Source organism: Vibrio sp. zbq_1 (assembly GCF_043102935.1).
In the GTDB taxonomy this organism is placed as follows: Bacteria; Pseudomonadota; Gammaproteobacteria; order Enterobacterales; family Vibrionaceae; genus Vibrio; species Vibrio parahaemolyticus.
The window spans coordinates 474,663-489,432 of sequence record NZ_JBICJH010000015.1 but is presented as its reverse complement, the minus strand read 5'-3'; the positions used below and the strand labels follow the sequence as shown (position 1 = coordinate 489,432).

Below are 14,770 nucleotides of genomic sequence, written 5' to 3'. Positions count from 1 at the left end.
TTCTACGCGATGAAATAAAACCTTAATAAACAATCAAATAAGATATTCGTCGCATTTATACCCACCAAAATTGAGTAAACAATTAATTTAATTCCTGCCAAATATTTATAAATTATTGACTCAGTCTTACATTTTCCGTGTAACAGAGTGTGGGTTTTATTTAAGTTCTCTCATGTGACTCGAAAACCGTTTTAATTTTTTTTGACGAAAAAAAACTCTCTGAAATGCTGAGTGTGATGCTTTTGCACGTGGTGTAAATCTGATCATCTTATCTGGTGCAAGAGCAGCTTATGTTCACGAAAGAACATGAATCCAAGGATTGAGAGAGAAGTTATGATTCGATTTAACCTATGTGCAGCTGGGGTTGCTTTAGCGCTATCAGGTGCTGCAGTCGCAGCTCCGACCGCACCAAGTGTCGATATGTACGGTTCTAATAACCTTCAATTTTCTAAAATTGAACTGGCTATGGAAACCACATCTGGCTACTACGACATGGTGAAATACCATGACCAAGCTAAAATCACCGTTAAATTCAACCAGTGGAGCGGTACACCTGGCGACACTTACAACATCTATTTTGATGGCGTAAAAGTCGCAACAGGCGCTATCACTGGCGGCCAAACCACAGCAACATTTGATTACGGCCAAGGCGGCTTGTACCAAATGGAAATTGAAGCGTGTGATGCTACAGGCTGTTCGAAAAGTGCTCCTGCAGAAATCACCATCGCGGATACAGATGGCTCTCACTTGAAGCCACTAACGATGAACGTTGATCCAAACAACAAAACATACAACACCGACCCTAGCGTCGTGATGGGTACGTACTTTGTTGAATGGGGCATCTATGGTCGTAACTACACCGTAGACAACATGCCAGCCGACAACTTAACTCACATCCTTTACGGCTTTATTCCAATCTGTGGTCCAAACGAATCTGTTAAGTCTGTTGGTGGTAACAGCTTTAACGCTCTTCAAACTGCATGTCGCGGTGTGCCTGATTACGAAGTGGTAATCCATGACCCATGGGCCGCTTACCAGAAGAGCTTCCCGCAAGCTGGCCACGAGTACAGCACGCCTATCAAGGGTAACTACGCAATGCTAATGGCATTGAAACAACGTAACCCTGATCTAAAAATCATCCCATCTATCGGTGGCTGGACACTGTCTGACCCATTCTACGATTTCGTTAATAAAGCGAACCGCGACACATTCGTGGCATCGGTTAAGAAATTCCTGAAAACTTGGAAATTCTACGATGGTGTAGATATTGACTGGGAATTCCCTGGTGGCGGCGGTGCTGCAGCAGATAAAGGCGACCCAGTAAACGATGGTCCAGCTTACGTTGCATTGATGCGTGAACTGCGCGCAATGCTAGATGAGCTAGAAGCAGAAACTGGCCGTACTTACGAGCTAACTTCAGCAATCGGTGTCGGCTACGACAAAATTGAAGACGTAAACTACGCAGATGCCGTTCAATACATGGACTACATCTTCGCGATGACTTACGACTTCTACGGCGGCTGGAACAACGTTCCTGGTCACCAAACAGCACTTTACTGTGGTTCGTTCATGCGCCCTGGTCAATGTGACGGCAGCGGCGTAGATGAAAACGGCGAAGCTTACAAAGGCCCTGCGTACACAGCAGATAACGGTATCCAACTTCTTCTTGCTCAAGGCGTTCCTGCGAACAAGCTAGTCCTTGGTACTGCAATGTATGGCCGTGGCTGGGAAGGCGTAACACCAGATACGCTCACTGATCCAAATGACCCAATGACAGGTACTGCGACAGGTAAACTGAAAGGCAGCACTGCACAAGGTGTTTGGGAAGATGGCGTAATCGACTACAAAGGCATTAAGTCATTCATGCTAGGTGCAAACAACACTGGCATTAACGGCTTCGAGTACGGCTACGATGCGCAAGCAGAAGCACCATGGGTATGGAACCGTACAACGGGTGAGTTGATCACATTTGATGACCATCGCTCAGTGCTAGCAAAAGGTAGCTACGCGAAATCTCTGGGTCTTGCGGGTCTATTCTCTTGGGAAATCGACGCGGATAACGGCGACATTCTCAACGCAATGCACGAAGGTATGGCAGGCGGTGTGGTTCCTCAACCAAACCGTAAACCAACAGCCGCAGCTGGCGCAGATCAATCGGTAACTGGCCCTGCAAGTGTGGTTCTAGATGGTAGCCTATCGAAAGACTCTGACGGCACTATCGCGAGTTACGCGTGGGAACAAGTATCTGGCACGGCAGTGGTATTAGCAGGTGCAAACACAGCGAAAGCAAGCTTTGATGCAGCAGAAGTTACTGTTGAAGAGCAATTAACCTTCAAGCTGACAGTGACTGACAACGAAGGTGCAACGGCATCTGACCTGGTTGTAGTAACTGTGAAGCCAGCAGGTGTGGTTGACCCAGTGAACAACGCACCAGTAGCGCAAGTTGTTGCTCCAGCAACAGCAAACGCTGGTGACGTTGTGGTTGTAGATGCATCTGCGTCTAGCGATGCAGACAACGACACTCTTACTTTCAACTGGACTCTGCCTCAAGGTCTGAACGCAACGGTAAACGGCTCTAAAGTGACGTTCACTGCTGCGGAATACCCGCAAGACACAAGCCTAAGTTTCACTGTAAGTGTGAGCGATGGTAAAGCGTCTTCATCGGCAAGCGCGACAGTGGTTGTTGCACAGCACACAACCGATCCAAACCCAGGTACTTGTGACAACGCATGGGATGCGAGCGCAGTGTACACAGGTGGCAACCAAGTGACTCACGCAGGTAAAACGTGGGAAGCGAAATGGTGGACTCAGGGTGACGATCCAAGCAAGTCTGGCGAATGGGGTGTATGGAAAGAAGTTGGCGTAGCTAACTGTAACTAAGCCTAACATTCTGAGTGTAAACCTTGCACTCACAGAAGCTAAAAACGAAAAAGGACAGCCCCGGCTGTCCTTTCTTTTTTCATTGTGATTAAAACATCACTAAGCCAATAACTACACGCGCTCAATCAAGCGGTCGAAGCTGCTAAATACTTGCTCACACTTCATGACTCGCCCATGGCCTTGACCTTGTGTTGTCACCAACTCAACATTTTCAATCTCGTCAGCGGCTTGAGCGGAAATACTGTGTTTAGTGAATTTATCTTTCTCATCATGCACGATGATCGTGGGTGCCGCTCGCTCCGAGAGTCGCTTCAGAGGGTCGATCGATTGCAATGGGTAGCCATACTGATCTTCCACTTCCGATACCACCGCTTTGAACAGTTTCATTGAATAGCCAGAACGCGCAATGCTGCCAAACAAGTTCTCTACGTAATTCAACACTGGCGCAATCAATAGCAGTGGCTTGTTTTCCAACTTATGATGACGGCACTCAAGTGCAGACGCCGTTCCCATACTATGTCCAACCAATCCGGCGACGCCTTCTTCTACCGAGTCGAGAACCTCTTCCAAACCACGCACAAAGCCCGGAATATGGCCATATTGACCATCACTTTCACCATGTGCTGGATGATCGTAAGCCAACGCTGTAAATCCACAAGCCGCGATATGCTCCATCAACGGATAAAACTGGCTCGCCGTGCCCGACCAACCATGAGTCAGAACCCACACAGGCCCCTGACCCAACGAATACGTTTTGATAGCCCCAGTGTGCCCTTGGATTTCTGCTTTAACTAATCCTTGTGGCTCCGCATTTTTTGGTTGCGTACGCGCAGGAGTAAGCAGCAGTTTTCGCGCCGTTTTCTTCGCATGCGATGGGGCCAATGTGTGGTGCAAGCGGGTACTGATGTTGACGAGACTGCGCTTCACACTAAAACGCTGCGAGGTATTAAAATAGATTTTCTCACTCATGATCTTTTCCTTAGTTATCAGCACACTTAGCAAAAATAGAACGGTCGTGCTTTTTATGCTGATAAGAAAGAGCGAACTCTGTCGCTCTTTAAAATGAATCTTCGTTACCCGTAGACGGTGTTAACCTCTCCATCGAGCAAGCAAGTTGTCGATGCCTTGCCAAAATAGGCGTAAGCTCTCTTCCTCACCTTTGATCGAATAGAAAACATGCGCGCTCAGGTACTGCCCGTATAAATCGAACGTCGCCTGACGAGTATCTAAGTCGCTTACAAACTCTTGGTTTTCTTTGCCTTTCGCAATTTGAATTTCTAGATAACTTAACCAAGTATCAATCGCTTTACGTAATGCCGCTTGTAACGGACAATTTTTGTCTGCGGCATCATTCCACGCATCAAGGAACATACAGCTGCCTTGAAATGAATGGTTCCACGTCATCCAAGAATCCAACAACCCTCGGATTTTCCGCTCAATATTGCCATCACCAAGCCCGCGTGCAGGTTCAATCACTCTTTCAGCAAACACTTGGTTTGCGTACTCGAGCACGGAAAGCTGCAAATTCAACTTGGAATTAAAGTGAGCAAACAGACCACTTTTGGACATGCCACACTGCTTCGCTAGTTCGCCAATGGTGAGGCTTTCTAAGCCGTCTTCACTGGCAATTTCAAATGCGCGCTGCAGAATGAACTCTTTCGTTACTTTTCCTTTTTTCATAACTGTAGTTTTAGCACGGTCGTTCTTTTTTGCAATGAAGAGTTAACTGGTCTAACCATCTATCCATGTCATTTTCTCGCTAAGATCGACCTATTGAGTGGGTTAATAGATGCGGAATCAAGAAGTTTGAAGTGAGTCTTAAATTCAGACATTGCTAAGGTTCAAGCTGCAATGTGTTGATTTTTTCATGCATGAAGTGCGTCGCGAACTGTTACTTTCGCTGAAGTTTTTTATTCATTTAGGTAAGTAACGTATGGCGACAAACCGAAAAATAGCCAGTTTAGAATTTGCACGCATCATTGCCATGGTGGCAATTGTCGGGCTGCATTGCCAAATGGCCCTCACTTATTGGCAGTGGGATGGCGTACCTTGGGTTGGTTATCTTCTTAATCAGCTCGCTCGTTTTGCGGTTCCGCTTTTTTTCCTTATTTCTGGTTACCTTATCCAACCTAAGCTGAGCAGCAATCCACTCGAAACTTTAGCCAACTATGCGAAACCTCTAATGAAAATTTGGTTGGTTTGGAGCTTGCTCAGCTTACTCATGCCGTTCCAATGGCAAGTCGTAGCAGAAGCGGGATACCTTGCCGAACGACAAGGCTACTGGGGATACTTAGCGTCTGCACCACTGAATTCATTACTAGAAGGCGGGCTTGTCCACCTGTGGTTTATTCCAGCATTGGTGATTGCGGTCGCTATCATCGCCTGCTTAGTTCGAATTGGCATGACGCAGTTACTGCTTCCAACAGCAGTGCTGCTTTACGTCTATGGTGTTTTGGCAGGCAGCTATGCACCTCTCACCGATTTTATCTGCTCCGTTTTTCACTCGTAATGGGCCATTTTTCAGTACCTTGCTTGTGGTACTTGGCTACTTGATTCGAGAAAAACAGTGGCTTTGGTCACGCAACAACACCATTCGCCTGATTCTCCTCGGTATGGCTCTGCACTTTGGTGAAGCCTACTGGTTGATGCAATACGATGTGGCCTTCAACTCTAACGACTTCTTGTTTGGCACCGTCATTTGGTCGCTCGGCGTGTTCATGTGGCTGTTAGTTCATCCTAATTTTGGCAACATGCCATGGGTATTCAAGTGGGCCCCAAGTGTTTTAGGCGTTTACGTGAGCCATCTGTTGGTCATTATTGTCATGATGAACATAGCGGGCTTTTTAGGATTACAAGACTTAGCAAAAGATGCCTTCTTGTTTCCTGCCACTCTCGTCGTGACCTTGTTGTTGGTAAGGGCAATTGAAGCATCCCCACTGAAAAAAGCCCTACTCCGCTAAATGGATTCAGCAATACGCTAACACTAAAGTGTTAGCGTATTGATTTTTAAAGTGAGAGTTCTCTCTCACTCACCAAAATTTGACTTTCTAATCCTTCAGAATTTGCCGTCACTCACAAAAAACATTGTTCATTTGCTTTAGATTGACCCGACTATTACAACATTGCTCATTAAACGGAGGCTGTATGTGGGCAGGTCAGGGACTCATTCCTTTTCTAGAAATTAGCCATTGGCTAACTTATGGTTTATACGCTGTTGCGATCTTATTTGGCGCGGCGAGCATTGCGTCACTCAGAAAATAGTGGCGCAAGCTACCCAAATCTTAACTCCTACTGTTAATTCGAGCTCTCTCACAACTAACCCCTTAATTTATGGCTAATATTTCTCCAACAAGACAAGGGAGAAATGTCTATGCCAATCTATCCTATTGTGGCTTTCTGCTGTTTGTTGTTCTCTAGTTCCAGCTTTGCAGCGGCATCCGGTGATCTTAATCTGGTGAACTCCGCCGTAGGCTATATCGCTCTCATTCTTTTCTCGATCGCTTATATTCTGGTCATGCTCGAAGAGTATTTGAAGATGAGAAAATCCAAACCTGTACTTCTCGCGGCAGGTCTGATTTGGATTTTGATTGGTTACACCTTCGCCCAGCACCACCAGCAAGACGTGGCAAAAGCGGCGTTGGAACATAACCTACTTGAGTACGCCGAGCTGCTGCTGTTTTTGCTCGTCGCAATGACCTACATAAACGCGATGGAAGAGCGCAAACTCTTTGATGCTCTACAAGCGTGGATGGTCGGGAAAGGGTTCGGGTTCAAAAAACTGTTTTGGCTGACAGGCTTTCTGGCGTTTGTTATCTCTCCAATCGCCGATAACTTAACCACGGCCCTTTTGATGTGCGCGGTGGTAATGAAAGTGTCTGGCGACAATCCTAGGTTCGTCAATCTTGCTTGCATCAACATCGTTATCGCAGCCAACGCGGGCGGGGCATTCAGCCCATTTGGTGACATTACAACCTTGATGGTTTGGCAAGCCGGGCACGTGCGGTTCTCTGAATTCATGCCTTTGTTTGTCCCTTCTCTAATAAACTATGTCGTGCCAGCGTTTTTAATGTCCCTTTTTGTACCGAACACCAAACCCAATACCATCCACGAGCATGTCGAATTAAAACGTGGCGCAAGGCGCATTGTGCTGCTGTTTGTCCTCACGATCGCTACGGCTGTCTCCTTCCATGCAGTTCTTCACTTCCCACCCGTGGTTGGTATGATGATGGGCTTGGCGTACCTACAGTTCTTCGGGTACTTCTTAAGAAAAACTCTCAAACATTCGCTCGCGAAAAAAGCAGCCATGGCGATTGCGAATGGGGACGATCATGCGCTGAAACGTTTAGGCTCTGTCGTACCGTTTGACGTATTCCATCGTGTTTCTCGCGCCGAATGGGATACCTTGCTGTTCTTCTATGGCGTCGTAATGTGTGTAGGCGGCTTGAGCTTGCTCGGTTATCTCGAATTGGTTTCAAACGTCATGTACACCCAATGGAATCCGGTTTGGGCGAACGTGATGGTCGGTGTGCTTTCTGCCATTGTCGATAACATTCCGGTCATGTTTGCGGTACTAACGATGGACCCAAGTATGTCCACTGGTAACTGGTTGCTTGTTACGCTCACTGCGGGCGTAGGGGGGAGTTTGTTGTCGATAGGTTCTGCCGCGGGTGTGGCTTTGATGGGCGCAGCGCGTGGCCAATACACTTTTTTTGGCCACTTAAAATGGACGCCCGTGATCGCTCTGGGCTACGCCGCCAGTATTGCCGCTCATTTGTGGATGAACGGCGGCTTGTTTACCTAATCCCAATGACACGCCTAGCTACTTAGTCTAACGATCCGATGGATGGTTCACGCCATCCATCACTTCAATATCACCCAATTCGTACGGGTTAACGCCCTCTAAACATCCCACGTTGTAACCGTACTCACTTGGATCTGATCGGCGTTGATGGTGTGTGTAAATGCCACATTCACTACAGAAAAAATGCTTCGCGGTATGCGTATTAAATTGGTAGGGCTTTAAAACATCGTCACCTTGAACGATACGAATACCACTCAAAGGGACTGAAGCCACAATCGCACCTCGACGACGACACATAGAGCAATCACAGCGTCTCGGCTTTTCAATTCCGTTGAGTAACGTCAGTTCCAGTTCGACTTTTCCGCAGTGACAGGTCAGTCGATGCAGGGGGTTAATTTGAGTGTTGCCAACTTGCTTAATCATCGCTTTTCCTTGTTGTTTTTATTCATGTGTACATTATGTTAAACAGCTTAACATCATCATAATCTTGTCCAAAAACTCGACATTGGTCACTTTTCGCGACATTTTATCGGTCGATTTATTAGTCGCTATTTTGGTGACTGTTTACCGCGTTCGATAGGCAGATTGTCTCCGCCGCGGTTTTTAAACCAAGGAAATTGTTTTATGGATAAAGATCATAGCCTCAGAGAAAACCTCTTGGCTCTGACGCTCGGGAGTGCGTTGGTGTCACTTGGGGTGATATTTTTCAGCAAAGTAGGATTACTGACTGGCGGCACCGCTGGCTTGGCCATCTTTCTGACCAAAGTCAGTGACTTCAGTTTTGGTCAAATATTTTTCGCCCTTAACCTCCCTTTTTATATTCTGTCTGTGATGCGCATGGGCTGGAGGTTTACGGTTAATACCTTTATTGCCGTTTCTATTGTCTCCTTCGCGGTCGACCATCTGCACCACGTGATCGAAATTTCCCGAATCGAACCTTTTTACGCAGCGCTGTTGGGCGGTGGATTGATCGGTATTGGTATGCTGGTGATATTTCGTCACAAGATGAGTTTGGGCGGCTTTAACATTTTGGCCTTGTACCTTCAGGAACGCTTTGGGATTCGAGCGGGCAAAATTCAGATGGCGCTCGATTGTGCCATCGTGGTGATGTCGCTGTTTATTGTGGATGTGTACCTTATCGCTCTCTCCGTTCTTGGTGCCATTGCGACCAACTTGATTTTGGCGATGAACCACAAACCTGGACGATACCAGCCAAAACCGCAAACGGCATAATCAACACCTAGAAATACGAAAGTGTTTAGACAGCCAAAAAGCCCCGAGCCATTAGCTCGGGGCTTTTTGCTGTGGCGGTAAACCTACGCCAGTTCGCTGGTTGTGCAGTATTGCTGCACCTGCGCATCCAATTGTTTTTTGCATTGCTGGCTAAGTTGAAAATGCACTTGCATCAATAAGTCATGCGCATAAAAAAGCTCAAACGCATCGCCGCCGTTTTGCAGACAAATGGCTTCACATCGTTCAGCATGCACTTTGGCTTCTTTAGGTGCATCGGCTTTCAGCAAGCTCATCGCCAAACGATATTCTGCGCGCTCTTCCTGCATCCAACCGCCCGCTATTTTCCAATAATCCAGTGCTAGCCTTGCAGACTCTAACATCCTCGCTTTCTGCTCGTCAGTACGCTCTGAGAGCTCTTCATACTGACAAGCCAAGTTGTTTGCGGTGATTGCGATCGAACGCGCTAGCACCTCTTCTGCATCGTGTGGTGTCATTCCTAATGCGGCTTTCGCCAACCATTGACTCGCTGCTTCAAGCTGAGTAAGAGCAGAAAGTTCGTTCGCAATAAGAGAGAACACGCGACGCTGATCTTGCTCCTCCAGCAATGCTACATCCTCAGTGCCATCGACAAAAAAGCGTGCAACGGCGATGCTACGTTTAAACGCCAAACTCTCGGTAATGGCGCGATCATCTAAACTGTCTAAACAGGCAAGAAATCGTTCGGGATGCTCAAGGTGACCAATTGCGGTGTGCAACATCAGTGCAAATATTCGCTCAACTTGGCTGAGCGCTTCCACCTCATTCAGCGCCGTTTCTAGCTGAGCATAGACCTGTTCTGGCTTTTCCTCGTGCAGCTGCCAACACTCACTCATGAATGCATCAAAATCCATTTTGAAATACATGCCCTTGTTATCCTTTGTTATCTTGTTCGTAAATAAACCACTCTACACAATTCTCAACCGTGCGCTGCACGCCAAACAACAATATGAGAATCGCCTCACTTAAAGTGGTGTACCTTGCTCTAATGCGAGCAAACGTTGTTTGCGTTCTACCCCACCAGCATACCCAGTCAGTTTGCCACTTTTACCAATAACGCGATGACAAGGCACCACAATGGAAATAGGGTTCTTGCCATTTGCTAACCCAACCGCACGTACGGCTTTCGGGTTGCCAATCGCGTTGGCGAGATCTTGATAGCTCCACGTCTCGCCGTATGGAATGGTCGTTAACGCATGCCACACTTGATTTTGAAAATCGGTACCAGTCGCTGCCAAAGGCAAATCAAATTCGTTGCGCAGACCCGAAAAGTATTCGTCCAACTGGGTGACGGCTTGGCGCAAAATCGGATGCTGATCATCTCTTCGCCCCAATTCACTTGGCTTGGTCGTACAAGTCTCAAACCAAATGCCAAGTAAGCCCTCAGCGTTAGATTGGATAGTGACCGCACCTAGTGGGCTCGGCATCTCGGTATAAACTGTGTTCATGATTGATTCCATAAGTGAAACGTCGCGTAGCTTCCCCAAGGGGCTGCGGTGTGCGTATTGAGTGATGGGTAGCGCTGCATCGCTTTTTTCACCACTAAGTCTTTATCTAAAAAGCAATCGGGTTGGGATTGCCCACGCAGTTGAGCATAACTGACCGTCCAAGGTCCAATGCCTTTCAACGCTAACCATTGTTGCGGATCCGTCTCCGCGTTGTTTTGCATAAACTGAGCGAAACGCACCAACGTCTCTTTACGACTTTGCGGCATCCGCAAAAAAGTCACGTCGGCATTCGCAATCGCATCTGGCGTCGGGAAAAAGCGCTTGTCAGCATCACCACTGAGCGTTTTTACCAATAAGTTAAGCTGGCCTATCGCGGCCTTGACCGACACTTGTTGACCCAAAACTGCTCTAACCCCGGCTTCCCAAGCATTCCACACCCCAGGAATCCGAATGCCTCGGTTCGAAACAAGCCCCGGTGCCACATAATCCAAATGCTGCTCGACAGTACAGATATCGGTGTCGAGATCGAACATACGACGCACTCCAGACACTAAATTTTGCAGCTTCGCAACTTCTTCAATTTCGAATTCAAGCTCAAGGTTTCCTTCACCTTTGCTCGCCTTAAACCACGCTTTGCTGTTATCCAGACAAACGTTGCGTTGGTAACTCTCGCCGCTCACCCGCTCCACGCCCTCAATGGCTCTTAGTCGGTAAAAATCCAGCATGTGTTGCCAATTCAACTCGCCACGATAAGATAACGCAATTCGATTCGTGCTCACGCCATCAAATTCTCTTCGACGAACTTGAGAAGGCGTGAGCTTCAGAAACTTTTGGAATGCATCGTTGAAACGGCGCGTGCTGTTAAAACCAGCGGCGAAGCCAACTTCCGTAACCGACATCGAACTGGAATGCAGCAACTGCTTGGCGAACATTAACTGCTGATATTGCGCGTACTGTTTTGGTGACATGCCGAGATACTGCTCGAACAACATACGCAAGTAACGATCAGAAATCCCAACGCGTTCAGCCAGTTCAGACACCGAGTGGTGATGCAGCTCTCCTCGATCAATCAATGAAATCGCGCGTTGAAATGTTGTTTCTACGCCTTTCCATGCCCACGATCCCGGAGCGCTGTCTGGGCGACAACGCAAACAAGGACGATAACCCGCTTTAAGTGCTTGGGCTTTATCGGTGAAGTACTCTACATTTTCTTCTTTGGGTAGGTTCGCCGGACAAATCGGTCGGCAGAAAATCCCTGTGGTTTTTACCGCGACGTAAAATCGACCATCAAAACGGCTGTCTCGCGACACTCGCGCCTTTTGGCACTGCTCGAAGGTCAACGATGTATGAGGATGGATAAACATGAAGCGATCCTTGCTCGTGCATTCTGTGGAAACAACTCGATATAACTTCATTGTAGAACGCAGAACAAATGAAGATTAGCCATTTTCGGAACTCAATATTGAGATTTATTGGCATTAGCGAATTTGTACACTAAAGTTAAATCCAGAACATCACAACAACGTCGGCTAAAGGGAATTGGCATGGACTTACATACTTGCGTAATTGTACTAAGAAACCAAAAGGTTATTACCAGTAAATCCGTTGATCACTCCATTGGGATCATCGAACGTGACTCAGGTAACGAAATTTCAGAAATTCAAATCAATGCCACAGATGGCGTGAATATTCGGACCTATCACTACAACAATGTCGAGGAGTCGTTAGAAAGTTTGATGAACCTTTGATCTTCTACTTTGGACACACCTTTCTCCCTTGTAATCGTGAAAGCAATGAGCACAGCCCCCTGTGCTCTTTTTTTTTGCGTTTTGATCAACAATATCTTTTCTCTCACATACCAAATCCATCGAAATTTACGACTTAGTTGTCGTTAAAATAGCTAAACTAGCCAATCTTACTCCCAATAAATTACAGATAAGCATCTGAGCAAAAAAGTTAAAATATACTAATTCGAATTTATTGAACGAGAAGGTCAAATAAAGCCAATTAATAACCTCATCAACCACGCCTAAACTGTTCTCAACAGCTCAGGAGCAGACACACTCCCACTGAAACAAACATATCGAGGACAGCATCATGAAAACACTTTTACACAAAATCACGACATCACAATCAGGTTACAGCGCACTGGCATTACGTATCCCTATCGGCATCATCTTTATGGCGCACGGCGCTCAGAAACTGTTTGGTTGGTTTGGCGGCTACGGCTTAGAAGGCACAGGACAATGGATGGCATCAATTGGACTTGGCCCTGGCGTATTGATGGCATTTCTTGCTGGTAGCGCAGAATTTTTCGGCGGCTTGTTTATTCTACTTGGTTTGCTGACACGCCCTGCGGCAGTCGCACTCTCATTCATTATGGTTGTGGCGATTTTCTCAGTGCACTTCGAAAACGGCTTATTTATGGCAAACAACGGCTACGAATTTGGCCTAGCTCTGCTAGCAGCAAGTGTTTCACTGGCCTTTTCTGGCGCAGGTAAAGCGGCGTTAGATAACTTCCTAAACAAAAAATTCTCCTAACCACTAACACTGGAGGCACTGATGATCACCGTAAGACACGCCGAAGACCGAGGTCGAGCAAACTTTGGCTGGCTAGACAGCAAACACACGTTTTCTTTTGGTAGCTACTACGATCCAAAACACATGGGCTTTTCTGAACTGCGAGTCATCAACGATGACCTAGTTCAACCCAACGCAGGCTTTGATACTCATGGTCACCGCGACATGGAGATCATCAGTTATGTGCTAGAAGGTGTCATTGCGCACAAAGACAGTGAAGGCAATGTACAAACGTTACCTGCGGGGGAGTTTCAGCTGATGTCGGCAGGTAAAGGCATTTACCACAGCGAATATAACGCATCAGAAACAGACCTTTTACGCTTTTTGCAAATTTGGATTCAACCTAACACCTTTGGGAATAAACCGGGCTACCAGCAAAAAGATTTTGGACGTAATGCAGGGTTAACCACCATTGCAACCCCAACGGGAGAGAGTGGCACACTGCACATCAAACAAGATGCGTATTTGTATCAATTGATTTTGGAGCCGAATCGCGAACTCGCCTTCGACATCCACTCTGGAAGAAATGTTTACGTTCATCAGGTATCGGGAGAGCTGCATATCGACAACACCCTGCTAACGGGCGGTGATGGCGCTAAAATCGAAGCACAGAGCAAGGTGACATTTCGTAACCTGACCAATCAATCAGTTACTGCGCTAATCTTTGACTTGCCGTAACTATCGGTTCATAGATATCGAACTATCGCTATCCTGTGATAAATCTCGCTTAAAAAGAAAGCCCCCAAGGCAAACGCCAAGGGGGCTTTTCATTTTTCCGTTTTCATTGACGCCAAGCGTTAATGGTTTGCGTCCGATGATGCAGACCCAATCTGTTGCAAGCTGTAAGCCGTGAGAGGATCGATTTCTTTCACAATCTCTTCGACCTGTTTAATTGCTTCTACAGACGTGCTGGCTTTGCGATAGCTTAAGTAGATAGGTCGGTACCAATCTTCCACTCCAGACACCTTGTAGAGCTGCCCATTCGCAATAAATGGCTCTACGAGAGACACCGGCAGATACGCCGCGCCGCCTTTCTCTAAAATGAAGTCCAAAGCAATACGCGCAGTCGATGTGCGCAGGTACGGAGCCGGAATTTTAGGGTGACGTTCAGAGTGCTCAGAAGCGAAGCGTGTTCCCCAATCCACATACACATATTTGTGCTCAAACACCGTATCTAATGAATCTTGCTCGGTAGAAACCAGCACAAGGACAACATCCGCGACTTTTTTACAATTAAGCTCATCAGCTTTGATTTGGTCAAACGCAAATGCCATATCTAACGTGCGCTCTAATAAGCTACGGCTTAGCATTTCACGGCCCATCACCTCGGCCATAAAGCCGTAACCGCCGAAAGAATCCGTCACAATACTCAAACAGTTTTGCAAATACGCATCCCAAATGTTCGGCGTACCGCCCATGGTGAGCTGTAATGCTTTTCCATCTTCAAGTGATAATTCCAGTTTTGCTTGCTGCAATGTGGTGACCATAACTTCGGCATAACTGATTAAGCGTTCCCCTGCTGAGGTCAGCTTTATGTTATTTCGATCACGAATAAACAATTGCGTATCGAAGTAACTTTCCAATTGTTTGATGCGGGCACTGACCGCTGCTTGCGTAATATACAGGTTCTCAGCTGCGCGTCCGAAGTGACGAACCTTTGCCAGCTCTAAAAATGTTCTAAAGACCTTAACATCCATAAACCAACTCCTGGTTAATATCAAACCAGATTAACAATTAATTAAAATCTTGACGACAAAAAAGTTTTGTTTTTCTTTTGTTAGCTTTGCGCCTA

13 protein-coding genes and 1 pseudogene are annotated in these 14,770 nt (G+C 46.8%); 7 read left to right on the top strand and 7 right to left on the bottom strand.

Annotated features, from left to right (window positions below):
• Positions 1-333 precede the first annotated feature (333 nt).
• Positions 334-2,880 (top strand): glycosyl hydrolase family 18 protein, encoded by a 2,547-nt coding sequence (locus ACF8CV_RS10130; protein ID WP_005497676.1) that lies wholly within the window; start codon positions 334-336, stop codon positions 2,878-2,880.
• Positions 2,881-2,991: 111 nt separating this feature from the next.
• Here the strand turns inward: ACF8CV_RS10130 and ACF8CV_RS10125 are convergent, their stop codons facing one another.
• Positions 2,992-3,849: an alpha/beta fold hydrolase gene (locus ACF8CV_RS10125; protein WP_021821208.1), complete on the bottom strand. Its 858-nt coding sequence runs from the start codon at positions 3,847-3,849 to the stop codon at positions 2,992-2,994.
• 120 nt (positions 3,850-3,969) lie between these two features.
• The gene (locus ACF8CV_RS10120; RefSeq protein WP_025502172.1) at positions 3,970-4,560 is read right to left on the bottom strand and encodes a TetR/AcrR family transcriptional regulator; all 591 of its coding nucleotides are present in this window, start codon (positions 4,558-4,560) and stop codon (positions 3,970-3,972) included.
• Positions 4,561-4,813: 253 nt separating this feature from the next.
• Between ACF8CV_RS10120 and ACF8CV_RS10115 the strand changes: the two are divergent.
• Positions 4,814-5,840: pseudogene (locus ACF8CV_RS10115) on the top strand (acyltransferase).
• A gap of 410 nt (positions 5,841-6,250) precedes the next feature.
• On the top strand, positions 6,251-7,681 hold the full coding sequence (nhaD, locus tag ACF8CV_RS10110; RefSeq protein WP_005482814.1) for a sodium:proton antiporter NhaD: 1,431 nt from the start codon (positions 6,251-6,253) through the stop codon (positions 7,679-7,681).
• Between the two features lie 27 nt (positions 7,682-7,708).
• On the opposite strand, the gene ACF8CV_RS10105 is transcribed toward nhaD, so the two are convergent.
• Positions 7,709-8,104: a GFA family protein gene (locus ACF8CV_RS10105; protein WP_138938162.1), complete on the bottom strand. Its 396-nt coding sequence runs from the start codon at positions 8,102-8,104 to the stop codon at positions 7,709-7,711.
• 201 nt (positions 8,105-8,305) lie between these two features.
• On the opposite strand from ACF8CV_RS10105, the gene ACF8CV_RS10100 reads away from it, so the two are divergent.
• Positions 8,306-8,914 carry a YitT family protein gene (locus ACF8CV_RS10100; RefSeq protein ID WP_021452814.1) on the top strand — a complete coding sequence of 203 codons (609 nt, stop codon included), beginning with the start codon at positions 8,306-8,308 and terminating at the stop codon, positions 8,912-8,914.
• 83 nt (positions 8,915-8,997) lie between these two features.
• Here the strand turns inward: ACF8CV_RS10100 and ACF8CV_RS10095 are convergent, their stop codons facing one another.
• From ACF8CV_RS10095 to ACF8CV_RS10085, 3 genes are all read right to left on the bottom strand, one after another.
• A complete protein-coding gene (locus ACF8CV_RS10095; RefSeq protein ID WP_138938161.1) occupies positions 8,998-9,816 on the bottom strand; it encodes a hypothetical protein in 819 nt (272 codons plus the stop codon).
• A 99-nt stretch (positions 9,817-9,915) separates the two neighbouring features.
• Positions 9,916-10,398 carry a methylated-DNA--[protein]-cysteine S-methyltransferase gene (locus ACF8CV_RS10090; protein ID WP_005464913.1) on the bottom strand — a complete coding sequence of 161 codons (483 nt, stop codon included), beginning with the start codon at positions 10,396-10,398 and terminating at the stop codon, positions 9,916-9,918.
• Positions 10,395-11,762, bottom strand: coding sequence for a DNA-3-methyladenine glycosylase 2 family protein (locus ACF8CV_RS10085; RefSeq protein ID WP_138938160.1), 1,368 nt, complete (start codon positions 11,760-11,762; stop codon positions 10,395-10,397). Before ACF8CV_RS10085 ends, ACF8CV_RS10090 begins: the two co-directional genes overlap by 4 nt.
• A gap of 180 nt (positions 11,763-11,942) precedes the next feature.
• On the opposite strand from ACF8CV_RS10085, the gene ACF8CV_RS10080 reads away from it, so the two are divergent.
• The 3 genes from ACF8CV_RS10080 to ACF8CV_RS10070 all read left to right on the top strand — a co-directional run bounded on the left by ACF8CV_RS10080 (position 11,943) and on the right by ACF8CV_RS10070 (position 13,656).
• The gene (locus ACF8CV_RS10080) at positions 11,943-12,146 is read left to right on the top strand and encodes a hypothetical protein (RefSeq protein ID WP_005464930.1); all 204 of its coding nucleotides are present in this window, start codon (positions 11,943-11,945) and stop codon (positions 12,144-12,146) included.
• Positions 12,147-12,495: 349 nt separating this feature from the next.
• Entirely contained in the window at positions 12,496-12,939 is a 444-nt protein-coding gene (locus ACF8CV_RS10075) for a DoxX family protein (RefSeq protein ID WP_138938159.1), read from the top strand.
• 21 nt (positions 12,940-12,960) lie between these two features.
• Complete coding sequence (locus ACF8CV_RS10070) at positions 12,961-13,656, top strand: pirin family protein (protein ID WP_024702275.1); 696 nt, start codon at positions 12,961-12,963, stop codon at positions 13,654-13,656.
• A 119-nt stretch (positions 13,657-13,775) separates the two neighbouring features.
• On the opposite strand, the gene ACF8CV_RS10065 is transcribed toward ACF8CV_RS10070, so the two are convergent.
• Positions 13,776-14,675, bottom strand: coding sequence for a LysR family transcriptional regulator (locus ACF8CV_RS10065; protein ID WP_005464903.1), 900 nt, complete (start codon positions 14,673-14,675; stop codon positions 13,776-13,778).
• Positions 14,676-14,770: the final 95 nt, after the last annotated feature.

Excerpts from the sequence above, each read along its gene's own strand:
- ACF8CV_RS10090 (WP_005464913.1), bottom strand. The coding sequence starts at position 10,398 with ATGAACACAGTTTATACCGAGATGCCGAGCCCACTAGGTGCGGTCACT.
- ACF8CV_RS10065 (WP_005464903.1), bottom strand. The coding sequence starts at position 14,675 with ATGGATGTTAAGGTCTTTAGAACATTTTTAGAGCTGGCAAAGGTTCGT.
- ACF8CV_RS10080 (WP_005464930.1), top strand. The coding sequence starts at position 11,943 with ATGGACTTACATACTTGCGTAATTGTACTAAGAAACCAAAAGGTTATT.
- ACF8CV_RS10075 (WP_138938159.1), top strand. The coding sequence starts at position 12,496 with ATGAAAACACTTTTACACAAAATCACGACATCACAATCAGGTTACAGC.
- ACF8CV_RS10130 (WP_005497676.1), top strand. The coding sequence starts at position 334 with ATGATTCGATTTAACCTATGTGCAGCTGGGGTTGCTTTAGCGCTATCA.
- ACF8CV_RS10120 (WP_025502172.1), bottom strand. The coding sequence starts at position 4,560 with ATGAAAAAAGGAAAAGTAACGAAAGAGTTCATTCTGCAGCGCGCATTT.
- nhaD (WP_005482814.1), top strand. The coding sequence starts at position 6,251 with ATGCCAATCTATCCTATTGTGGCTTTCTGCTGTTTGTTGTTCTCTAGT.
- ACF8CV_RS10100 (WP_021452814.1), top strand. The coding sequence starts at position 8,306 with ATGGATAAAGATCATAGCCTCAGAGAAAACCTCTTGGCTCTGACGCTC.
- ACF8CV_RS10085 (WP_138938160.1), bottom strand. The coding sequence starts at position 11,762 with ATGTTTATCCATCCTCATACATCGTTGACCTTCGAGCAGTGCCAAAAG.
- ACF8CV_RS10070 (WP_024702275.1), top strand. The coding sequence starts at position 12,961 with ATGATCACCGTAAGACACGCCGAAGACCGAGGTCGAGCAAACTTTGGC.
- ACF8CV_RS10105 (WP_138938162.1), bottom strand. The coding sequence starts at position 8,104 with ATGATTAAGCAAGTTGGCAACACTCAAATTAACCCCCTGCATCGACTG.
- ACF8CV_RS10095 (WP_138938161.1), bottom strand. The coding sequence starts at position 9,816 with ATGTATTTCAAAATGGATTTTGATGCATTCATGAGTGAGTGTTGGCAG.
- ACF8CV_RS10125 (WP_021821208.1), bottom strand. The coding sequence starts at position 3,849 with ATGAGTGAGAAAATCTATTTTAATACCTCGCAGCGTTTTAGTGTGAAG.